The organism is Dorea longicatena, from assembly GCF_024168045.1.
Taxonomy (GTDB): Bacteria; Bacillota; Clostridia; order Lachnospirales; family Lachnospiraceae; genus Dorea_A.
Map to the genome: position 1 here is coordinate 2,071,502 of NZ_CP100126.1, position 22,616 is coordinate 2,094,117.

Annotated in this window: 27 protein-coding genes, 1 pseudogene and 1 riboswitch; of the genes and pseudogenes, 4 read left to right on the forward strand and 24 right to left on the reverse strand. The window is 38.9% G+C overall.

Features of this window, described 5'->3' with window-relative positions; all coding sequences use genetic code 11:
• Window positions 1-17: 17 nt before the first annotated feature.
• Window positions 18-875: a diaminopimelate epimerase gene (dapF, locus tag NKF87_RS09785; RefSeq protein ID WP_028086897.1), complete on the reverse strand. Its 858-nt coding sequence runs from the start codon at window positions 873-875 to the stop codon at window positions 18-20.
• A gap of 312 nt (window positions 876-1,187) precedes the next feature.
• On the opposite strand from dapF, the gene NKF87_RS09790 reads away from it, so the two are divergent.
• Window positions 1,188-2,027 (forward strand): AraC family transcriptional regulator, encoded by an 840-nt coding sequence (locus tag NKF87_RS09790; protein WP_117598423.1) that lies wholly within the window; start codon window positions 1,188-1,190, stop codon window positions 2,025-2,027.
• On the opposite strand, the gene hflX is transcribed toward NKF87_RS09790, so the two are convergent.
• The 12 genes from hflX to NKF87_RS09850 all read right to left on the reverse strand — a co-directional run bounded on the left by hflX (window position 1,979) and on the right by NKF87_RS09850 (window position 14,211).
• Window positions 1,979-3,247, reverse strand: coding sequence for a GTPase HflX (gene hflX, locus NKF87_RS09795; protein ID WP_055284641.1), 1,269 nt, complete (start codon window positions 3,245-3,247; stop codon window positions 1,979-1,981). The genes NKF87_RS09790 and hflX overlap by 49 nt on opposite strands.
• Before the next feature lie 6 nt (window positions 3,248-3,253).
• Window positions 3,254-3,775, reverse strand: a complete 522-nt coding sequence (locus NKF87_RS09800; RefSeq protein WP_117598422.1) for a tetratricopeptide repeat protein — start codon at window positions 3,773-3,775, stop codon at window positions 3,254-3,256.
• Window positions 3,776-3,797: 22 nt separating this feature from the next.
• The gene (locus NKF87_RS09805) at window positions 3,798-4,466 is read right to left on the reverse strand and encodes a uracil-DNA glycosylase (protein WP_028086893.1); all 669 of its coding nucleotides are present in this window, start codon (window positions 4,464-4,466) and stop codon (window positions 3,798-3,800) included.
• A gap of 56 nt (window positions 4,467-4,522) precedes the next feature.
• Window positions 4,523-5,284, reverse strand: a complete 762-nt coding sequence (gene hisF / locus NKF87_RS09810) for an imidazole glycerol phosphate synthase subunit HisF (protein WP_117598421.1) — start codon at window positions 5,282-5,284, stop codon at window positions 4,523-4,525.
• A gap of 12 nt (window positions 5,285-5,296) precedes the next feature.
• Window positions 5,297-5,902 (reverse strand): imidazole glycerol phosphate synthase subunit HisH, encoded by a 606-nt coding sequence (gene hisH, locus NKF87_RS09815; protein ID WP_055284692.1) that lies wholly within the window; start codon window positions 5,900-5,902, stop codon window positions 5,297-5,299.
• A 66-nt stretch (window positions 5,903-5,968) separates the two neighbouring features.
• A complete protein-coding gene (locus NKF87_RS09820) occupies window positions 5,969-7,474 on the reverse strand; it encodes a sensor histidine kinase (protein ID WP_117598420.1) in 1,506 nt (501 codons plus the stop codon).
• Window positions 7,471-8,154 (reverse strand): response regulator transcription factor, encoded by a 684-nt coding sequence (locus tag NKF87_RS09825; protein ID WP_117598419.1) that lies wholly within the window; start codon window positions 8,152-8,154, stop codon window positions 7,471-7,473. The genes NKF87_RS09820 and NKF87_RS09825 overlap by 4 nt, the downstream gene beginning before the upstream one ends.
• 147 nt (window positions 8,155-8,301) lie before the next feature.
• Entirely contained in the window at window positions 8,302-8,727 is a 426-nt protein-coding gene (locus NKF87_RS09830) for a GNAT family N-acetyltransferase (RefSeq protein ID WP_117598418.1), read from the reverse strand.
• 301 nt (window positions 8,728-9,028) lie between these two features.
• Entirely contained in the window at window positions 9,029-11,473 is a 2,445-nt protein-coding gene (locus NKF87_RS09835) for an ABC transporter permease (protein WP_253583502.1), read from the reverse strand.
• A complete protein-coding gene (locus NKF87_RS09840; RefSeq protein ID WP_006426335.1) occupies window positions 11,470-12,144 on the reverse strand; it encodes an ABC transporter ATP-binding protein in 675 nt (224 codons plus the stop codon). The genes NKF87_RS09835 and NKF87_RS09840 overlap by 4 nt, the downstream gene beginning before the upstream one ends.
• 136 nt (window positions 12,145-12,280) lie before the next feature.
• Entirely contained in the window at window positions 12,281-13,546 is a 1,266-nt protein-coding gene (locus NKF87_RS09845) for a sensor histidine kinase (protein ID WP_253583504.1), read from the reverse strand.
• Window positions 13,522-14,211, reverse strand: a complete 690-nt coding sequence (locus tag NKF87_RS09850; RefSeq protein ID WP_008120506.1) for a response regulator transcription factor — start codon at window positions 14,209-14,211, stop codon at window positions 13,522-13,524. Before NKF87_RS09850 ends, NKF87_RS09845 begins: the two co-directional genes overlap by 25 nt.
• Before the next feature lie 412 nt (window positions 14,212-14,623).
• Here NKF87_RS09850 and NKF87_RS09855 point away from each other — a divergent pair, with 412 nt between their 5' ends.
• Together NKF87_RS09855 and NKF87_RS14600 are read left to right on the forward strand one after the other, a co-directional pair.
• Window positions 14,624-14,818, forward strand: a complete 195-nt coding sequence (locus NKF87_RS09855; RefSeq protein WP_253584332.1) for a DUF6061 family protein — start codon at window positions 14,624-14,626, stop codon at window positions 14,816-14,818.
• 53 nt (window positions 14,819-14,871) lie between these two features.
• Window positions 14,872-14,991: a GNAT family N-acetyltransferase gene (locus NKF87_RS14600; protein WP_371277988.1), complete on the forward strand. Its 120-nt coding sequence runs from the start codon at window positions 14,872-14,874 to the stop codon at window positions 14,989-14,991.
• A gap of 131 nt (window positions 14,992-15,122) precedes the next feature.
• Here NKF87_RS14600 and NKF87_RS09860 read toward each other — a convergent pair whose 3' ends face one another.
• The 11 genes from NKF87_RS09860 to NKF87_RS09910 all read right to left on the reverse strand — a co-directional run bounded on the left by NKF87_RS09860 (window position 15,123) and on the right by NKF87_RS09910 (window position 21,977).
• Window positions 15,123-15,455: a DUF3784 domain-containing protein gene (locus tag NKF87_RS09860; RefSeq protein WP_028087922.1), complete on the reverse strand. Its 333-nt coding sequence runs from the start codon at window positions 15,453-15,455 to the stop codon at window positions 15,123-15,125.
• An 88-nt stretch (window positions 15,456-15,543) separates the two neighbouring features.
• On the reverse strand, window positions 15,544-16,005 hold the full coding sequence (locus NKF87_RS09865) for a helix-turn-helix transcriptional regulator (protein WP_007887521.1): 462 nt from the start codon (window positions 16,003-16,005) through the stop codon (window positions 15,544-15,546).
• A gap of 16 nt (window positions 16,006-16,021) precedes the next feature.
• Window positions 16,022-16,303 carry a hypothetical protein gene (locus NKF87_RS09870; protein WP_118224540.1) on the reverse strand — a complete coding sequence of 94 codons (282 nt, stop codon included), beginning with the start codon at window positions 16,301-16,303 and terminating at the stop codon, window positions 16,022-16,024.
• A 164-nt stretch (window positions 16,304-16,467) separates the two neighbouring features.
• Window positions 16,468-17,100 (reverse strand): GyrI-like domain-containing protein, encoded by a 633-nt coding sequence (locus NKF87_RS09875; protein ID WP_055247379.1) that lies wholly within the window; start codon window positions 17,098-17,100, stop codon window positions 16,468-16,470.
• A 45-nt stretch (window positions 17,101-17,145) separates the two neighbouring features.
• On the reverse strand, window positions 17,146-18,186 hold the full coding sequence (locus NKF87_RS09880; protein ID WP_330642770.1) for a protein-ADP-ribose hydrolase: 1,041 nt from the start codon (window positions 18,184-18,186) through the stop codon (window positions 17,146-17,148).
• On the reverse strand, window positions 18,183-19,127 hold the full coding sequence (locus NKF87_RS09885) for a Sir2 family NAD-dependent protein deacetylase (protein WP_253583506.1): 945 nt from the start codon (window positions 19,125-19,127) through the stop codon (window positions 18,183-18,185). Before NKF87_RS09885 ends, NKF87_RS09880 begins: the two co-directional genes overlap by 4 nt.
• A gap of 3 nt (window positions 19,128-19,130) precedes the next feature.
• Entirely contained in the window at window positions 19,131-19,739 is a 609-nt protein-coding gene (locus NKF87_RS09890) for a 4Fe-4S binding protein (RefSeq protein WP_253583507.1), read from the reverse strand.
• Window positions 19,736-20,359, reverse strand: a complete 624-nt coding sequence (locus NKF87_RS09895) for an ECF transporter S component (protein ID WP_253583509.1) — start codon at window positions 20,357-20,359, stop codon at window positions 19,736-19,738. The genes NKF87_RS09890 and NKF87_RS09895 overlap by 4 nt, the downstream gene beginning before the upstream one ends.
• A gap of 74 nt (window positions 20,360-20,433) precedes the next feature.
• Window positions 20,434-20,545: riboswitch (FMN riboswitch) on the reverse strand.
• Between the two features lie 24 nt (window positions 20,546-20,569).
• A complete protein-coding gene (locus NKF87_RS09900) occupies window positions 20,570-20,965 on the reverse strand; it encodes a pyridoxamine 5'-phosphate oxidase family protein (RefSeq protein ID WP_004844992.1) in 396 nt (131 codons plus the stop codon).
• Window positions 20,966-21,176: 211 nt separating this feature from the next.
• Window positions 21,177-21,611 carry an Rrf2 family transcriptional regulator gene (locus NKF87_RS09905; protein WP_005337264.1) on the reverse strand — a complete coding sequence of 145 codons (435 nt, stop codon included), beginning with the start codon at window positions 21,609-21,611 and terminating at the stop codon, window positions 21,177-21,179.
• A gap of 156 nt (window positions 21,612-21,767) precedes the next feature.
• Window positions 21,768-21,977: a hypothetical protein gene (locus NKF87_RS09910; RefSeq protein WP_253583511.1), complete on the reverse strand. Its 210-nt coding sequence runs from the start codon at window positions 21,975-21,977 to the stop codon at window positions 21,768-21,770.
• 310 nt (window positions 21,978-22,287) lie between these two features.
• Between NKF87_RS09910 and NKF87_RS09915 the strand changes: the two are divergent.
• Window positions 22,288-22,524: pseudogene (locus NKF87_RS09915) on the forward strand (DUF6061 family protein).
• Window positions 22,525-22,616: the final 92 nt, after the last annotated feature.

The window sequence follows — 22,616 nt, forward strand, 5'->3', positions numbered from 1 at the left end:
AAGATTTCCCCGGTATCTTATAATGCACGCAGTCTCTCTGCAAATTCATTACTAAGTGTCATCTTCGCAACGTAGAACACATCTCCTGTCATGTATACATTCCAGTCATCTTCTACTTCTACCTGGAGTTCTCCTCCCGGCATATGAACGATCACTTTACTGTTCGTAAGTCCCAGTTTGTACGCTACACCTGCTGCCGCACATGCTCCGGTTCCGGATGCTCTGGTGTATCCTGCACCACGCTCAAAGATCTCGATCGCAATATTCTCTTTATCCATCACCTGCATGATCTGTGTATTGATTCTGTTCGGGAAATATCTTGCGATCTCGGAATAATCACCGATCTTGCATACCAGCGGTTTGGAAATCTCACGCATAGGGATCACGCAGTGTGGATTACCGATGGATACACAGGTAACCGGATACAACGTCCTTCCGAATACCATGTCCTCGTTGATCACTTCACGCCTCTCGCCGATGACCGGGATCTCATCACTCCAAAATGATAATTTTCCCATAGATACACGCAGCCGGCTTCCATCTTCATTTAAGAATGTCACTTCCACCGGACCGTTTCCTGTATATAATTTGAAATTCTTTTTCTGTACGTAACCGGCATCTTTCAGATATTTTGCAAAAATACGGACACCGTTTCCACTGGTCTCTGATTCACTTCCGTCCGGATTCCATACTTTTACATGCATACCGTCTTCTTTCAGGATCGGTCCTTCCAGAACTCCGTCAGCGCCAAGCCCCTCATTACGATCACAGATCATTTTTACATTTGCCTGATCCAGTTCTAATTCATTGTGATTCGGATCAAATACAAGATAATCATTCCCCAATCCATGATAACGTTCCAATACTACTTTCATCTTTCTTCCTCCTGATTTTTAATCCCCGTCTTTGATTACATTCAAAAATTTCTTCTGTTGTATTTTTATTTCTTTTAACTGTATATAGTTCACGCAGAGTATTCGCCGCTCACTGCATCTGTTAGCTGCATCTTTCTCTTTATCCATATCATAACAGGCATTATTTCCATAATCTACACAAATAATGCCATGTTTCTTGCAAATAATGCCATTTTCCTATAAACTGATTACAGATACTATTTGCAGCTTTTTATCTGTCTCGAATCACTCTGATTTTGATATTGTATTTTTAATAATATATGGAGGATATATATGAAACAATACGAGAAAAAAGGATATCTGAACAGTGAATTCAGACTTTTTCACCTGACTGATCAGGAGACCAAAGAAATCGATTACCATTATCACGATTTTGATAAGATTACAATCTTTATTCGGGGAAAGGTCAATTATATGATCGAAGGCCGCTCTTACGACTTAAAGCCTTATGATATCGTTCTGGTAAAACAGGGAGATATTCATAAGCTGACAGTAGACAATTCCTGCCCTTATGAGAGAATTATTGTCTACATCTCTCCGAATTTTATGAACGCATATCAGACCGAAAGCTATGATCTGAGTTATTGTTTCCAAAAAGCTGATCAGGAGCACTCCAATGTTCTGCGCATCCCCTCGCCGGAAAAGAGTTCCCTGTTCCGTTCTATCTCTAATCTGGAACACTCTTTCACTGACGGCGGCTATGCCTCCGAACTCTACCGGCAGGTAATGTTCCTGGAATTCATGATCCATCTGAACCGTGCGGTAAGAAAAAACCGGCTGGAATACATTGACACGGTTAATTGTAACGAAAAGGTGCTCGCCATCCTTGATTACGTCGGCGAGCACCTCTGTGAGAACTTATCGATCGACCTGATCGCCGGACAGTTCTATATCAGCAAATATTATATGATGAGATTATTTAAGCAGGAAACTGGTTATACACTGGGACAGTACATCTCCCAGAAGCGGCTCCTGCTTGCAAAAGAACTATTATCTTCCGGTGTGCCGGGCACACAGGTCTGTTATGATTGTGGATTTAAAGATTATTCTACGTTTTCCAGAGCTTATAAGCAATTGTTCGGTGTGACGCCTTCCGGACGTACCTGCCCATAAAGTTCTGCCGGAACGAATGCCCTCACGAAGATACCATCCTCCCGGTATTCTTCCTCCTGAAGTTCTCCGTACTTCCGGATCTTTTGGATCTTTCCGGCTTCTTTATATGGATACAATGCCTCAATCTCCACTTTCCGCTCCCTCAATACAGCTTCTATGGACTGAAGGAATCCTGTAATTCCTTCTCCCGTCTTTGCCGAGATTTTTACATGATAATCTGCACGCAGGTCTCTCGGAACCCAGGTATCTTCCATGCGGTCAATCTTATTAAATACCGTGATCACCGGCTTATCTTTCACTCCGAGATTCTGCAGTGTCTCATATACGGTATACATCTGTTCATCCATCTGTGGATTCGAAGCATCCACTACATGCAGGATGATGTCTGCGTATTTTGCTTCTTCCAGTGTACTCCGAAAAGCCTCTATCAGATGATGTGGAAGCTTTCTGATAAATCCTACCGTATCCGTCATGAGAATTTCCTGACCGCTTGGCAGTTTCAGATCCCTGGTAGTGGGATCCAGAGTTGCAAATAATTTATCTTCTGCAAGAATTCCTGCACCGGTCAGAGTGTTTAAGAGTGTAGATTTCCCTGCATTCGTGTATCCTACGATTGCTGCCACCGGAATATGACTTCTGCTTCTCTGCTCTCTGGTCACTTCCCGGTGTTTTTTGACATCCTTCAATTCACGGTTCAGTTGTGCGATCCGGCTTTTGATCAGGCGGCGATCCATCTCCAGTTTCTTCTCTCCCGGTCCTCTGGTTCCAATTCCGCCTCCCAGTCTGGACATCGCTCTTCCCCAGCCGGTCAGTCTGGTCTGCTGATACTTAAGCTGCGCCAGTTCTACCTGTATCTTACCTTCACTGGTCGATGCCCTTGCCGCAAAGATATCCAGAATGATCAGGGTTCTGTCCATAACTTTCACATCCAGTTCATCCTGCAGGTTCTTCATCTGCGCCGGAGACAATTCATCATCACACACAATCCCGGTCGCACGCAATTCCCAGATCATATTTTTTAATTCTTCAATCTTTCCCTTTCCGACATAAGTTGCCGGATGCTGCTGTTCCCGGTTCTGGATCAGCATTCCTGCCGTCTCTGCCCCGGCTGTCGATACCAGATCTTTTAATTCTTCCAGTGATTCTTTTGTATCATCCTGATCTGAAAGAGCAACTCCGACCAGAATCACTTTTTCTGTTTCATCTTTTATTTCTATCATATTCTATTAACGCGTCTCCAGGAATTCTGCTTCTTTTTTGGCTGCTTTGTCATTCGGATAACTTTCCAGATATTCTTCCAGTTTTACTTCCGCGCTCTCCCAGTCTTCCATCTTCTCATAGGCAACGATGATATTATATTTCATTTCTTTCTTCATCTTCTTGCTGACGTCATCCTGTTCCAGTCCAAGATTATAATAGTTCAATGCTTCTTTTGCTTTGCCTAATTTCAGATCACAGTTTCCAATGAGATTATAAATGGTTCCTGTCTTCTCGGCATTATTATCCAAAGCCTTCCTGAATGCATTCCTTGCTCCTTTATAATCTTTTTGTTCCCATTTCGCGATGCCGATTCCTCTCCAGGCATCTCCGGTATTCTTATTCTTTTCTATTGCCTGCTCAAACTGTTCAACCGCCTGATCGTATTCTCCTTTTTCAAGATACTCGACTCCTTTTTCCGAAGGATTCCCACAGGCAGTCAGTAACAGACCTGCACTGAATATTGCAAGTAGTGCTTTTCCTCTTTTCATACTTTTTCTATATACTCCTCATTTATTCGATCTGCCAGTCGATCGGCTCTATTCCGTGCGCTCTCAGATAATCGTTCGTCTGACTGAATGGCTTACTTCCAAAAAATCCGCGGTACGCAGACAGCGGACTCGGATGCGGTGCTTTCAGAATCAGATGCTTCGGATTATTCAGCATCCTCGCCTTTCTCTGCGCCGGTGCTCCCCATAAGATGAACACGATCGGACGATCCTGACTGTTAAGCGCCATGATCGCCGCATCGGTAAATTCTTCCCATCCGATATCCTTATGGGAATTCGCCTGATGTGCCCTTACGGTTAATACCGTATTCAACATCAGCACACCCTGTTCTGCCCATTTAGTCAGACAGCCGTGATTCGGGATTGTACATCCCAGATCATCATGTAGTTCTTTATATATATTCACAAGCGAAGGCGGCACATCCACGCCTTTTTTTACCGAAAAGCAGAGTCCATGCGCCTGTCCTACATTATGATATGGATCCTGCCCCAGAATTACTGCCTTTACATTATGAAGCGGTGTCAGATGAAATGCATTGAAGATATCATCTGCCGGAGGAAAGATCTGTCTTGTTCTGTATTCCTCATTTACTGTCTCGAATAATTTCTTATAGTATGGCTTTTTGAACTCTTCTTTCAGAGCGTCCAGCCAGTCATTATTAATCGCTGCCATTATTTTTCACACTATCCTTTTTATTTTTTTGTCCACGCTGTCATACAGACTACAAACTATAGACGGACAGATACACCTTTTTCTCTTAAATATTCTTTTACTTCCCTGATCTCCAGCTCTTTGTAATGGAATAAGGATGCCGCCAGCGCTGCATCTGCCTTTCCCTCTGTCAGTGCATCGTAGAAATGTTCCAGATTGCCTGCCCCGCCGGATGCGATTACCGGAATACTCACTTCTTCTGCGATTGCTCTTGTAAGTTCCAGATCATATCCTGCTTTCGTTCCGTCGCAGTCCATACTGGTCAGAAGAATCTCTCCTGCACCAAGCTTCTCCACTTTCGCTGCCCATTCCACAGCATCAATTCCTACATCGATACGTCCGCCATTCTTATAGATATTCCATCCGCTTCCATCTTCTCGTTTCTTTGCATCGATTGCCACTACCACACACTGGCTTCCAAACTTTTCCGCCGCTTCAGAAATTAAATTTGGTGTATTGATTGCAGATGAATTAATAGAAATCTTATCCGCACCCTCTCTCAAAAGAACTTTAAAATCGTCCACTGTACGGATTCCTCCACCTACCGTAAACGGAATAAACACATTTTCCGCTACTTTGCGGACCATATCGACGACTGTACCTCTCGCATCCGAAGATGCTGTAATATCCAAAAATACCAGTTCATCCGCCCCTGCCTTATCATATGCCTTTGCAATCTCGACAGGATCTCCCGCATCCCTTAAAGATACAAAATTGACTCCTTTTACCACTCTTCCGTTATTTACATCCAGACATGGAATAATTCTTTTTGTATGCATTGCCTTGTCCCCCTATAATTCCACAAAGTTCTTTAAAATCTGAATTCCTATATCACTGCTCTTTTCCGGATGGAACTGGCATGCAAACACATTTCCCTGTTCTACCGAAGCATGGATATGTGTACTATACTCTGTTGTTGCAGTCACAATGCCTTCATCCTCTGCTTTCAGATAATACGAATGTACAAAATATACATAGGAATCTTCCGGAATATCTTTAAATAATCTTCCGTTATTTTGGAATTTTAGTGAGTTCCATCCCATGTGAGGGATCTTAAGTCCTTCCTGATCCGGGATTCTTAATATCTCTCCCTTCAAGATCCCAAGGCCTTCCACACCCGGAGTCTCATCACTTCGTTCAAATAATAACTGCAGTCCGAGGCAGATTCCAAGAAATGGCGTTCCTTTGGCTGTTACGTCTCTGATTACTTCATCAAGTCCATACTGTCTGAGTTTTCCCATCGCATCTCCGAATGCTCCGACTCCCGGAAGGATTACCTTATCTGCATTCATGATCGTCTCTCTGTCTCTTGTGATTGTTACTTCCTGTCCCAGAAGCTGCATGGCTTTTTCCACACTCTTTATATTTCCTGCATCGTAGTCAATAATCGCTATCATCTCGTCGTCCTGCCTTTCGTATGTGATCTGGAACTCTCCGGCCATTCATTCCGTGCCCATTATTCTTTATTGTACATCAAGTTCAAACCAGAATTCAACTCCATTATCATAATTCTTTACTCCATATTCCTGATGGAACGATTTCATAATCGCTTTTACAATAGAAAGACCGATTCCATTGCCGCCATATTCGCGTGTATGTGCTTTATCGACTTTATAGAATTTATCCCAGATATGTGCAATATCTGCTTCTGGTATCGGAGTTCCGGTATTAAATACGGATACCCGCACTTTACCGTCTTTTTGAACCATTTTTACCTCTATCACCATATCCCCGCTGACATGATGACATGCATTGCTGACATAATTTTTCACGACCTGCTCTACTTTAAATTCATCTGCCCATGCATAGATATCTTCTTCTGTATGCAGGAGAATTTTTGCCCCTGCCTGATCTGCCATGATTTCCATACTCTGGAGCACACCTCTTACAAGTGCTGTAAGATTAAATCTGTCAAACACAATATCCTCATCGCCGAATTCCAACTGGTTTAATGTCAGAAGATTCTTAACCATCTGATTCATCTTGGAAGCTTCATCCATGATTACATCACAGTAGAATTCCCGGCTCTCCGCATCTTCATTCACACCCTCTTTTAATCCTTCGGCATATCCCTGGATCAGTGCGATCGGTGTCTTTAATTCATGCGATACATTTCCCAGAAACTCATTTCTCATCTTTTCCAGCTTGTCTTTCTCTTCGATATCTTTCTGCAGGCTGTTATTCGCCTTCTTGAGCTCCGAAATTGTACTTTCCAGTTTTTCCGACATCCGGTTAAAGTTCTCACCAAGTTCCCCAATCTCATTACTTCCACCACTGGTATATTTTGCATCAAAATCAAGATCTGCCATACGGTCTGATAATCTTGCCAATTCGCGGATCGGTTCTGTGATACGTTTTGCAAAATACCAGATCAGCAGGATAGATACAACCATCAAAATACTTCCTATATATAATAAGAAACGATTCGATATCGCCGCACTCTCCCGCATACTTTCCACCGGACTTCTGAGCAGGAACTGACTGCCATCATCCAGGCTTCCCCACATATCTACATAATAGTTCTGATTCCATGGATCCCATGACTGATTGATCTGGTAAACTTCCGTGGAATCCAGGATTCTGCTTTCTTTCTGTGCCTGATTCAGAAAATATCCCATCATCTGATTCTTCAGCATATTCTTATCATGCACATTTGTATGTACATCATTATCTTTTTCTATGACCAGATAAGAAATATTATTCTTTTCAGCGAAATGAATAAGTGAACTATTTTTCCTTGCACTGTTCCACTTATCTTCATTTGATACATTATTCAGCTTTTCATAAAGCTCTATAAAACGGGATTCCTTCTTACTGATATAATATGGTTCCAGAAATTTGCCATTGATGAACATTAATGTCACTACCAGGCAGATCAGCAGTCCTACAAATGCCATGATCATCTGCGTCTTGATCGAATGATGCCTGTTTTTGATCTTTGCTTTTTTTTCTTCACTTATGATCTTCATTCTTCATCAACCTCAAATTTGTACCCCATCCCCCAGATTGTCTTGATATAATTTCCTTTTTCTCCGAGTTTGCTTCTCAACTTCTTAACATGTGTATCAATGGTTCTTGCATCTCCAAAATAATCGTAATCCCATACGTTATTCAAAATTTTCTCTCTTGATAATGCAATGCCCTGATTCTCAACAAAATACGTCAGAAGTTCAAATTCTTTAAAGCTTAATTCAATCTCCTTATCATCAATCTTCACCTGATGTGCTGCTTTGTCGATCACAATTCCGCCGGCATTGATCTCATTACTCTCTCCTATTACATTGGCTCTTCTTAAGATTGCATTCACTCTGGCTACCAGGATCTTCGGACTGAATGGTTTTGAGATATATTCGTCGACACCAAGATCAAATCCCTGTAATTCGTCTCTCTCTTCTGATCTTGCAGTCAGCATGATAATCGGAACTTTGGATGACTGGCGCACTTCACGGCATACCTGCCAGCCGTCCATTCTTGGCATCATCACATCCAGGATGATCAGCGCAATATCTTTTTCATCATAAAATTGTTCCATTGCTTCCATACCATCTCCGGCTTCGATCACCTGATATCCTTCTCTTTCCAGAAAATCCTTCACCAGTTTCCGCATCCTGCTTTCATCATCTACTACTAATATTTTGATCTTATCCATAAGACCCGGCCCTCCTCTTAAATCTATATTTTCATGATATATTTTTCTTTGACTTTATCTATTATAACAGAGAACTATGTAGCCTTTGTGAATTTTCATTAACTGCCCTTTCGTTTGCATCAATTTCGATTTTTTCCTTAACGATTTTTATTTTTGTTTCCATAGCATGGTGTACTCTTTTTCACCAGTAGCTTCATCCAAACCTTCGCATTGAATAATGAACCCTTCTCTTTGGTAAAAAGAAATTGCTCTGGTATTCTTCTGGTATACATTTAATTGTAATCTAACTTTTTTATCCTTAATATAATCCAATAAAAGCTTACCTATGCCACATGACTGCGTTTCTTCAGCGACAAAAATACCTTCGATATATTCATCATTTAGTCCTACAAATCCTTGTATCATTTTATCCGCTTCAAACACATAGACTTCGGATTGTGACACCATTTCTTTCACTAATTCATAATTACTTGTCCAGTATCGATTGGAAATAAAATAATGTGCTTTCAGATTTGTCTTTAACCATATATCAGCAACTCTATCTACATCTCCGTTCAGCAACTTTCTAATCATAACAAATATTCTCCCCAACTACATCCTTTATGCTTTTCTCTTTTTTTCATTCTATCACAAGCTCACCATTAATCATCAATTTTTTGATATTTTTTCTTTTTCCTGAAATTAAGTAAAGAATCGGATTGCCTTTACATAGTTTCCACTTTCAAGAAATAAAAAAATGTGTATTTTTGAAAGCGGTTGGGCGATGCAGAAGATTTTTTAGAATTATGATAATGTCAAAGGGGCACAGAATCTTTTGACGTATACTCGCAAACCAAGCTGTCACTCATTGCCCGAGTGACAGCTTGGTTACTTGCTATCCCTGATACCTTATTCTTTCAACCAGCGTTTCCTTTTTCAGATTACTGCTTAAAACGCAGGAAAGTACAATCTGCAACAGACCGACCAAAAAAATCATAATAAAAATTGGTACGATTGGAACATGATAAATATTCATTCCAAATATTCCATTATGCTTTGCATAGGAAAAAAGTGCATAGCCGAGCGGCAGACCAATAATCAAAGCTACGCATATGGTGCCAACCGTAAACATCAGTCCCTGTAACTGCAGGCATAAATTTAATTGTTTATTTGTCATGCCCACAGCCTGTAATACACCATATTCCTGCTTTTTTGTCGTAATATTCATGATCATGGTGTTTGCCATATTCATAAAACCGATGAGTCCTACAACCGCCATAAACAGATAACAGCCAAGCTTCATCATGCGGGTTACTGATTCTGCAGATTCTAACTGTGCATGATAGGTATCCATTTTTATATGCGAAGTATTAGAAATCAAAGTATTCAGACTCTGTTCCACAGATGCCACATCTTTTTTATCACAGTCCACCCACAGATAACCATAGGCTGTTCCTCTCGGATTCATGGAACGGTATACACCTTCCGGAATGACAAGATAAGTGTCCGCACTTACAAAGGATCCTGCAATCTTTCCCTGATAGGTATAGGTTCCACTTCCATTTTCAAAGTCAAATGCAATTGATTCACCCGGAGCATATCCATCTTGTTCCATCCACGTTGACCAGCCAAAGAAAATATCACCATTCTTTACCGCCTGATCATAGTCCATAGAACCAATATCCCCATCTTGGCGCATAAAATCAAAATCCTTTTTACTCACAACAGCAGCCGGAAATCTTGTTCCGTTCAGATTTACAGAGACAATCTCTCTCGTCATGACATCTGTCACTCCCGGAATGCTTTTGATTTCTTCAATCAGCGAATCATTCAATGGATTATCCGTCAGAATCGTATCCAGATTATTCTCCGGATATCTTTCATCATACTCAGAAGAATAGTCAAGCTGCAGTTCAAATTGTCCATGATTAACGGAAAGACGTGCTTCATGCTCCGTGTCAATATTTCCCACATAATTAGAAATAATCACAAACAATGTGCAGGAAAGCCCCATTGTGAGGATGGTACCAATAGTTCTTTTGGGATTACCCGTTACATTTGCCATTGCCATAGAAAACACGGTGACATTTTTTCTGCCATTTCGTTTTCCTTTTTTTTGTGTTTCTGCATTTTCTAAATACCGTGTTGCTTCGATAGGTGAAATCCGTGAAACAATTTTCATTGGTTTACGCAGTGCCAAAGCAACGGTAAGAAATGATACGAAAATACATAGAAGCATAACAGGCAGGGAAAACAGTGACACCTGCTGATTTTGGACTCCCATAGAGTCAGTTCCGGTTGATACAAGATTCCCCTGTTCTACCAGCCAGTTAAAACCGCATTTTGCAATCAGAAAGCCCAGAAGCAATCCAACCGGTATTGAAAAAATTGTCAAAAACATACCCTCTCTGAAGATCAGTTGTTTCATCTGCTTTTTTGTTGCTCCCAGAGCCTTGATTTTTCCATACTCCTGTATCTTATTGGCAATACCGACCTGAAAAATATTATAAATGACCACAACAGAGAAAAGTACAATTGCAAGAATCAAAACCCCGCATACCGCAATCGTTTCATAACTCGGCTGCAAGACCCATTGCAAATAGAGATCATTGACTATAACGTTTTTTTCTTCGATCCCACAAGCTGCTGCAATCTGCTTTATAACCGAATCAATATTATTCATAGATACATTTGCAGAATCATTTAAAGTAAAATAAATATTATACTGTCTGTCATTCTCTGCGACGTGCTCATCATAAAACTCCTGTGACCCGAAAGCAACATAAGATGCCTCGATGGTATACTCATCCCGATCATATAGGATTCCGCTGACAACAAATTCTTCCGGCTTATATTCTGACTGCATCCCTGCGCGGTAATCCAGTGTAACCGTATCTCCGATCTTTACATCACCATACCCCATTGCACGAAAAAATGCTCTTCCTGCGGCAATTTCCTGCATTTTTTCCGGATACTTTCCTTCCTTCAACTCATATTCTTTATTATAAGGAAGCATTTTTCTTGCAGTCTCATCCATGCAGACAAACCCGCCTTTTTCATTGCCTTTTATGATACCTTCGGTGCACATAGTGCCTGTAGCATCTATTTCCGCACGGCGGTTTACTTCTTTTAACTGCGATCCGTCTGCGGAAACAAACAGACCATAATTGCTTCCATATGATCCTGCCGCCTGACTTTTCTGTAAATGAATTACCCCATTTCCCACAGTACTGATGATAACAAGCAGCATCGTGGTCAGACAGATTGCCATCATGATCAGTATACTTCTTGTCCTGTTCCTTTTGTCATTGCTATATGCAATCCTGCTTATTGTCTTCATCTGAAATCCACCACCTGTCCGTCCTCAATCACCAGAATACGATCAGCGACCTGTGCAATTTCGTCATCATGGGTAATCATTACAATTGTCTGTCCATATTTTTTTGCTGTCATCTTAAGCAGGGCGATTACCTCATCACTGGTCTTGGAATCAAGATTTCCTGTCGGCTCATCTGCAAATATAATTTCCGGACGATTCACCAGTGCTCTTGCAATTGCTACTCTCTGCTGCTGTCCTCCGGATAACTGATTTGGCAGATTATAAATCCGGTTTTCAATCCCCAGAGTTGCAATGATATCATTTACATACGCTTCATCCACTTTTCTTCCATCCAGCCCCAGTGGCAGTACAATATTTTCCCAGACATTAACAGATGAAACCAGATTAAATGCCTGAAAAACAAATCCGATTTTTCTTCTGCGGAAAACAGCAAGGGCATCTTCCTTCATCCTGTATAAATCTTTCCCTGCTAAAGTAACACTGCCTTTTGTCGGGGTGTCTAGCCCTCCAAGCATATGAAGTAATGTACTTTTACCGGAACCTGACTTTCCAACAATTGCGACAAATTCTCCCTGCTCAATCTGAATGTCCACCTGATTGACCGCTTTGACCTGATTCTCACCCGCGCCATAAAATTTACAAAGCTGCTTGGTTTCTAATATCACACTCATGTGTTGCCTCCTTTTTAATTCTGTAAAGTGTACCTTTTCAACCTACATCCAAATTGTATCAGGATAATCTTTCATTTCACTTTCAAAAAACGAGCAGAAGTCTTACAGAATTGTAAGATTTCTGCCCACTTAAAATTTAACCAACATATGGTAATTGAATCACAAACGTGCTTCCTTTTTTCTTTTTGCCGGAGGTTACCGTAATCGTACCTACGTGTTTTTCGATAATTTCTCTCGATAGAAAAAGTCCGATTCCTGTACCACTCTTTTCCATGACCTCCTTGGAACTTCCTCTGTAAAATCGTTGAAAAATTTTGTGATACTCATTCTGCGGAATACCAATTCCCTGATCCTCAATTTCCATTCTTACAAGATCGTTTCTTTTTTGTAACCGGATAAATATTTTTGAACCACACGGACTGTACTTGATTGCATTATCCAGAACGTTGATCACAGCTTCACCAAGCCATCTTTTATCCTGCATAACCATACATGTTTCCAGCTCTTTTGCATAGTCAAAAACGAATTCAATTTCTTTCTCATCCGCTTTTGGATAAGTACAGTTCACAGCAGATATGACAGTATCCATAAGCGGAAGTTTTTTCTTATTAATCTGAATCAGTCCAGTTTCCATCTTGGATATTTCAAGAAGCGACTGCAATAATGTCTCCAGTCCATCCAGAGCACTCCGACAACGGATACGAAACTCCTCCTGTTCTGTGGCACTTAAGTCATTCTGCATCAGCACACTAAAACATGTATCCAAAGCTGCAACCGGTGTCTTTAACTGGTGAGAAATATCAGAAACCATTTCTTTCGTGTTCTCCTTTTCTGCCCTTGCTTCTTCCTTTAGCAACTGAATATGATGTCCGATTGCTTCAAGCTGGTCATTCAATTTTTCCAGTTCTGCAAGATTTTCCGTTTTCAGTAAATCATCAAATTTATTTTCACGGAATCTGATCAGAATTTCTTCCAACTGGTCTAAAATTTTCTGATGACACGCATCTTCTTTTTTCTTCCAATAAAATAAAAAAGTCAAGAGAAGCACACATATCACAGTGCTTACAGCACTGGTCACCATAACCTGATGCCGGAATTGCAAATAAAATGCATTCCCTTTATTTCCCCAGTATCCATATTGCTCCAATAATTGCATTCCCTGTTCGTTGGTTTCAACATCCTTATTCTTAAGCAATTCCGAAACAGCATCCAGCCCGGAAAATTCTTCCTTTGTAGCAATCTCTGTCATAAGATTCATTTTATATTTATAATCTTCATAAAACACATACGTGGTAAAGCAATTTAATATTGCAAACAATAATATGACAGGTAATACCAAGGAGAGCACTACTGTAATCTTCTTGCGATATCTCTTTGTCACTGCCTTACCTCCTGATTCCATATATACCCAAGACCTCTGATATTCTTTATATAGACCGGTGCAGCCGGATTGTCTTCGATTTTCTCACGGAGTCTTCTGATATTGACAGCGATTGTATTTTCATCCACAAAATCCCCTTCCAGATCAAACACATTTTCCAATATTTGTGTTTTTGAAAGAATCTGTTTCGGATTCTGAAGAAAAAAAGTCAGCATTTTCAACTCCGTTTTTGTCAGACTGATTTCACGACTCTTTATCAGGACTTTCATTTCTCCTGCGATAAATACGATATCTCCCGAAATCATCTTTCCGGCTTCCGTTTTCTCCTGTCTGCGGCGGAAATGTGCTTCTATTTTCAAAAGAAGTACCGAAAGACTAAACGGCTTTGTAATATAATCATCTGCCCCTGCTTCATATCCCATGACCTGATCCATCTCCTGATCTAGTGCTGTAAGACAAATAATGTATGTATTATAATTGCATCTCATCCACCTTACAAATTCCAGTCCATTCCCATCCGGAAGATTCACATCACAAATGGTAACATCCACATTATTATCACTTGCAATTCTTTTCGCTTTTTTCACTGATTCTGCTGAAAAAACCTCATATCCGGATTTTTTCAGTGAGAATGTAATTCCACGATTTAAATTTTCATCATCTTCAACCACGAGTATACCTGGCATAGCATATGCACCTCTCTTTATTAACTATCCAGAATAGAAATTAGCTTTTGTTCGCCTTCCGCATCCAAGACATATTAAAACAATTCCGATTGAGATTTCACCTGTTTTATGGGATTTAATAACTGTTATATTTTGTTATCAAATTTCTCACAAACTATTGAAAACACTAAGTTTGTGACAGGTGATCTTTCCCTTATATGTTCCCTTGTGTTATATCGTCCCACCAGAGTTTACGGACTCTGGTAAGGGAAAAAGCAAGGGCAACAAAATCATATAACACAGTATAACACAAAATGAAACTGACATGGTGAACTGATTGAAATGCTTCTGATTTTTTTAATGTGATTAATTGATTTGAAGGAGACACGATATGAATATTATTTACGCAGAATACAATATGTACTAGAACAGCATAGACATCTACACCCATACTGGTTATATGCTTCGTATTGACTGCAATAAGGCAGAAAATAGTATTAAAACTACACCATGCTCTCAGTGTGCGTTAAATGCACTGGCGATTGACGAACCGCTTGAATATGCAAGGCTGTACCTTGATGGCACGATGCAAATTTGGGTAGACACAGAAGATTCACTGGAGATGTAGAACAAAATATAAAATGCATAGTTTTCACTTGAAGCGTTATAACGTCATAAGGCATTTATTTATATGTAGACGAATATTACCGGCAAAAGGGCATCGGAAAACACCTATTATCCGAAGCTAAAAATACTGCTAAGCAATTAGGTTATACCAAAATATCTTTATATTTTCCATAAAAAATTATTCAATTTTTGTATAAACTTTCTTATCTTTCCATCAAAAAAAATCTGTATCCCCTTACGCCCTTGGGTGGCGTAAGGGGTTTACAGATTTTTATTACTACTTATTCTCTACATACTGGAAGTTATTACTTTCTGCATAGTGTGTTTCCTAAAATGATAATTACCACGACATCAACCAAAATAATCCCCAATGCAATATATATAAAAAATGCAGGCAAAATATTTTCAAACAAGCTCATAGTTAATGCAAGAATTGCTATAATAGACATTCCAATTCCCATTGTTCTGCATAACTTCTTTTCATCATATTTTTCCTTTTCTTCTCTTGAAGCTGTATTATATCCAGAAATGAACCAGCTTCCATGTCCAGAAAGTAAAATAATAGAAAGTACAGCAAATATCACAAAGACAATCCACACTATCCAATCAGAGCCTGTTGCTAAATCTGCTAATTTCATTTACATACTCCTCCTTACATTTCATTTTCTTAATTCTATAAACTGGAATTTCATGAATTATCGCTTGCCTTAAACTTGCTGACACAAATCATTTAGTTTCCAATCCACTCAAATAGAATTGATATAACAAATACACCAGAGAAAATATACCAATTAACAAATACGCCACATTTTCTTTTAAAGATACTAGATACGATGAGAATACAACAAAGCCAATAACCTTGATTACCGCTTTAATTTTTCGATTTTCAATCTTATCAATTTTACAACAGATAAAACGTACTCCAATAACCATAGGAGAAAATAAGATTGCAATCAAAATTAATATAATATTTTGCTTATTAAAAATAAGCTTTGATAACTGTTTTTTCTCATTATCCTTGATGTCCAAATACTGGTATAGCAATATAAGAGAGGCTTGGTCGGGAACACTTTTTCCCAATTCCCATTTCGAAATTGTCTGTCGCGTAACAAAGACAACATCAGCCAGTTGTTGTTGGGTTAAGCCCTTTTCAATTCTGGCTGATTTAATCAAATCTGATATTTCCATAGTTGTACTCCATTTATTATCTGTTTTTAATAGTGTCGCATAATGTTATTGCTAAACAAGCAACTATTACAAGAAAACTCATCTGATGTTTAATAACAACGCAAAATAGGCTAATTGCCAATAACATACCGATAAAAGCAATCATACTATACTTGTATATCCTAGGATGTTTTTGGGATAATGCATTCGATATTTTTATAATTACTGCTATCATAGGAATAATTAATACCCCCATAACACCAAATAAAATTCCAGTTGCAACAACACTCATTTTGTTTTTCTTTAATTCCTTCAACATAAAAAGAACCTCCTTTGTTTTTGATACTTTGATATTAAAATAGAATTCTTTTTATGTCACGCAACGCTTGTGAAAACAGGCGCAACGGTAACGATTTTCATTCTGGTCATCGAAAGCAAAATTCCGATTTTTCGTTCTCTGCGACTTCCCAATAAACGGGAATTTTACGCTTTCTTAATTGGATGTCTAATTACAGTTTTCCATTTTTCTGGGGCAACCTTTCTTGCATCAGACATATAAATCTCGTGGTGCAACCTATCTTTGTTAATATCATTAACATATCCATTTTGTTCTAAATAAGTATCCATAAGCGCAACAGTTGCTGGCTCATTATCAAAAGAACCTATATGCATAATTTGAACGCATAATCCCTCATCAATCGTAAGATACTCTGCTGACGAACAATCAAGTTTCTTCTTTTTCGTTGCTGTTTCTACCGCCCAGTCAAAATCAGCTTTAGAAATGAAATCAGGCAAACGGATAACAGAAATCCAGCTGAAAGCAGACTTATTTGTATAATCTACACTCTCGACATCATCCTGCCACCAAAAACCTTCCAATGGCGGAACAACATATTCAAAAAATCCTTCAATTTTATAATCAGTCTTGTAACTCATTTTTAATGTGTATGCAACAGCATATAGAACACTGATTGCTTGTTGATATGCTCCGCCTTCTTCATTTGGATTGCCTTTTCCTCTAACTGCAATATAATTTGCCTTAGGTACATTTACAATCTCTGGTTTGTTCTTCGGCATATAGAATTCTTTATACTCTTTTTTAAAATCAAAAGCCATAATAACCTCCAAAATTCCGATTTTCTCAATTCTCCAAACTTGAATTTATTTGGAAGATTTTATTATCCATTCATCAAGAAATTTCATTTGTTCATCCGTATGAAACCAATGCTCTCCATTTTTCATAATAGAAAGTGTTGAATTAGTCCTCTGTACAAATTCAAATATCGTTCCATAAGCGGTAAGATTATCTTTTTCACCATACAAAATGTGCGTTGGGATTTCCCATATAATAGGATTTTCTCTTGCATAGCAAAGATAATCCCATGAAAGAGTCTCTCCAAAGGTTGTCTGAATTTCTTTTTTCTCTTTGAGTTCATCCTCTGTAACATTTGCCCAAATCATCATAAACACATTAAAGATTACCTTTTTTATTCTGCTGTCTTTGTTAAGATACTGCTTTACAGTGTTCGTTGCAATCTCGGCAGCTCGTTGCCGTGGAAAACGGAATACACCTGTAGACAAACAACAGAATGCAATAGATTCCACACCAGTATCAGCTGCAAGCTTTAGGCACTCTGTGTAGCAGCTTGCCAACAGGTCTTCGTCTTCTTTTGTGACTTTCCATTGTATAATAGGTCCTACCGTATGAAGAATATATTTTGTCGGAAGATTGTATCCCGATGTTATCTTTGCTTTGCCGGTCTCTTCTTCATGCCCCTGCTTTGCCATAATTTCATGCATTTTCAGACGAAGTTCCATTCCAGCATAAGTATGAATAAAGTTATCAATACAGGCATGCATCGGTGAAAAACAACCAAGCATCTGTGAGTTACACGCATTCACGATCGCATCACATTTCAAAGTGGTAATATCCCCCTGCCAGATATATAATCTCAAATCGGATTTTACAGGTGCAAGCGTGTCAACATCTGTGATTCCACGCTCTATATTTCTTTCTGTAAGATACTCATCCTGTATTTTCAAAAAATCATTACTGATTGGTCTTGGCGGTCTGACATTCATAAGTGAGCGGAGCAGATTTTCCTGCCCCTGCTTATCCGTAGGAATACTCTGTCTGACAAATTTCATTTCTTCTTTTAAAAGATAATGGATCAGATATTCTCTTCGTTCATCCTGTGTCATAATACTTTCCCCCTTATATCCGTAATTGCCTTTGCCATATCACCGCCAATACCGATTGCACGCTTCCCGAAGCTTTCCGGCACTACCGCTTCGTCCATATTCAGACGTATCAGACTATAAGATGAATTCTCCCGCACCATCTTTTCAAAAGGAAATCTTATAATTATCGGGGTGTTAAATCCAACTCCAAGTTCCAAAAGAACAACCTTTTTATCCTTATTCTGTTCCATGAAGTCTGCATACCTGTCGGCTGCCTCATGCCACGCTTCATCTTCCACAAAATAATTATCACAACGCAGATTCATAGCCATATTGCCGCCACACACCGGACATTTTGGTACAAGCTCTGATGGAATCAGGCAATCCTTTCTTGCTTCATCCATTTTATGAAACAGTTCTTCCGCATTATATGTCTTTGGATGACAGGCTTTCTGGCACTGGATTTTTCCATAGTCTCCCTGTGTTGCAAATATTCTTTGTTCATCAAATCCTGCCTTATAAAACTGATGATCCACATTGGTTGTAAGCACAAAATATTCTTTGTTCTTTACAATATCATAAAGCTCTATATAAAGCGGCAATGCCGGAGGATCAAAGCGGTTCATCAATGCATGTTTTGACCAGTATCCCCACTTTGCCTCCTCAGACGGATATGGATAAAATCCGGCTGCATACATATCTGTCATGTAGTGCCCACCGTATTTTTTTATAAATTCTGCAAAATTGTCCGTAAACCTTTTGCCGCCATACTGGATTCCTGCCGCTGTCGATGCCCCGGCTCCTGCCCCGATTATAACACAGTCTGCATTTCTTATATACTCTGCTGTTCTGTCAATCTGGTCTTCATATGCATCCTTTTGGAATACATAATCCCTTGCCGGAATACTGCATAAAAAATCCTGCCAGTTAATATGCCCTTTTCTGATTTTCTTAAAGATCATAGCTTAACCTCTTTTCTCAATACACTGCTTCGGACAAATTTCTGCACATCTTCCGCAATGCAGACAATGATTCTGATTGATTACAACAGAAACTGAAGATATATCAATGCATTTTTGCGGACATACCGAGTAACACAACTTACATCCGATACAGTCTTTCCCAACAAAATACCCCGTCTGAACAACTTCTGCTTTTCCGATTGTTATAGTATCTCTCACAATATTTGATGGATTGCTGATATCAAAATACTCGCCCTGTGCCTCATACAGCTGAAACACTTCGATTGCGTCTTTCGTATCTCCCGGATAGATTTTCTTCATGTATGGATTTCTATCAAACATAATATCAAGATTCTTTTTCCCGATGTTCTTTATTTTTCCACGAAGAGAAACTGCAATTTTGTCTTTTGTTGCAGATATTGCCACATACTGCTGCTCCATTAACTGGTCATAAAATGCTTTTCCTTTTGCTGTAAGAAAATACACGCCTTCCTCATCATAGTACATCATATCTATAATCCTAGCCTGAGGATGTCCGTCCGAACCTATTGTGGCGACTGTTGTGGAGTGAATATCGTCCACCAGAAGTTTAAGGTAATCCATTTTTGTCATTTCAAAGTCTCTCCTTTCAGTATCGGTGTAAGTTTTTTATATATCATCATGGTAATTGCTCCGATTACCAAGCCTTTTAAAATATTAAACGGCAATGCATTGAATAACACAACGTCCAACTTTGTCTCAATAAATGGCAGGAACTCACCAAAGGATGCAATCAGCTGATCAAGCGGCATAAATGTTTCAAACAGTGGCAGAAGAATAAAATAATTCACAATCGCCGCTGCTATTCCCATAACAATACTTGATATAACACATGCCCATATCGCCGTTTTCTTAGTCTTTTTATGTTTGTATATAAAACCAGCAGCCATTACATATGATGTACATATCAGGAAATTGGCAAGTTCACCAATTCCTCCTGTTGATGTTGACAGAAGCTGTAATATATTCTTTATCAATTCTATCATCACTCCTGTAACCGGTCCAAACGCAAACGCCCCAATCAGTGCAGGTAAATCTGACAGATCCATTCGTGCAAATGATGGACTCAAAGGAACCGGAAACTCTAAAAATGCCAACACATATGATATAGCTGCCAGTAGAGCTGTCATTGTTATCGTCCTTGTAGAAACTAAATTTTTTCTTATTTTAATAGTTGCTGTATTGTTACTCATAAATCTCCTTTTTGTGAGATATGTCTGAATTTAAAACAGCCCGCAGGACGGGATTTCCTGCGAGACGTGTTTTATCATATCTTCTCTCATCCGGACTTTACCGTCGGTTATGGAATTGCACCATATCAGCTTTTGCTCGCAGACTATACTGCCGGTCAGGAATTACACCTTGCCCCGAAGACTGTAATTTTTTCTGTTGATTACCTATTATTAAAATTCATAAGGTGGATTTCCAGAGAAATCTGCGATTAAACCATGAGGATTTTCAAGATAGAATACCTCAAAAATAGGATTATCTGCTGTCTGGTACTGTCCCTTAACGATAGGATTATTCATGCATCCTTCCTTTACACTCTTGTTGTCCTCAAATACTGCTTTGCCATGAAGGCGGATCCATGCGTATTCAGGGGAAGATACTGATACTTCTACCTCAGGATTTGCTAACATATCCTTGTAAACATCCTTTGTGTTGTTAGTACAGAACCAAAGCTTTCCGTCCTGCTCAAAGCAGAACATGAATGGACGGCATTTTGCCTTTCCATCTCTTCCGACTGTTGCTAAATACTGAACCGGATTTTTCTGTAAAAATTCTACTACTTTCTGCATTTTAAATTACCTCCTTAATTTGTTGTAACACTGTTTGTTACATCTTATGTTTGTACTATAGCATTTGTTTGATGTAATGTCAACAGTTACATCAAACTTTTTGTAACTTTTTTTGTTACAACTTCCTTTAAAAGTTTTACATTGATTATGACAAACTAAAAGGCTCCGGAAATTGTGATGATATAATCACGCATCCGAAGCCTTCTGTATGCTACTCTTTCTCTGTATACATTGCAATATCTTTTTTCACATCAGCAAGTGTCATTTCTGAAAGCTTTTCCTCCATCGCCCTCTGTACCTCTAACAGCCTCTTATCAAGAACATGGTGAATATTCTTTCCTACCGGACATTTCTGATTGGGATTCTCATGAAAATGAAATAGTTCCTCATCTGGTGAACACTCCACTGCTTTATACACATCAAGGAATGTAATCTGCTCCAATGGTCTGGTAATTGTCACACCGCCTGTCCCTCTTGCAACTTCAATAAGACCAGCAGCCTTTAATTGTTGCAATATTTTACGGACAATCACCGGATTGGTTCCAATGCTTGCTGCCATAAAATCACTGGTCATCTTCTGATCTGAAAATGTATCTATACAGGCAAACATATGGATTGCCATTGTAAATCTGCTTGAAATCTGCATTATATAAACACCTCTCTTCGACAGTAATCATATCAAAAAACAGATGTAATTTCAATGGTTACATTGTTGTTAAAAACCTAATATAAATATAATCAATAGTCTGCTTTAGAAAAACAGGAAGATACTTTACAAAATCTTCCTGTTTTTCTTTTTGTTTTAGTAATATCCTCGTTCTTCCCGCCAGTCTTTCACATTGAATGAAAATGTGCCAACTAATTCAATAAACCATTTATTATCTGTATCTTCATATAAATTAAAGATAATCGCTTTTATTTCACTACTCAATTCATTCTTTAAAAGTAAATCTAACCATTCAAAGAAATCTTTGTTGTTTTTATTCGATTTTAACCTATCAAGCAATCCCATACTTCGACCTCCGAAAACTTGAATTGAGATTTCATATATTCCAAGGGATTTAATAATTGTTATATTTTATTATCAAATATCTCTCAAGCCCTTGAAAACACTAAGTTTATCGCAGGTGAGCTTTCCCTTATTGTTTCCCTTGTATTATATTGTCCCATGAGTATTTACGAACTCTGATAAGGGCAAAAACAAGGGAAAGATAATCCTCTAAAACAGTATAACATAAAATGAAAACGACATGGTGAACTGATTGAAATGCTTCTAATTTTTGTAACGAATGATTAATTGGACGATGAGGAGATATGATACGATGAGAACAATATTTGCAGAATACAATCCACAACGCAACAGCATTGATGTGTATACCAGTGCTGGCTATATGCTCCGTATTGACTGTTGGGAAGCTGAGAAGGATTTATAACCCACACCCGGATCAGTCTGTTCATTAAACGCACTTGTCATTGATGAACCACTTGAATATGCAAAATTATATCTTGATGGAACGATGCAAATATGGGTGGATGCAGAGGACACTCTTTATTTATAATGTTAAATAATCCCCAAAAATTCTAAAATTTTTCGGGGATTATTTTTGGATTATATTTATTATTCAATTTAACTGATAATGATTCTCATATG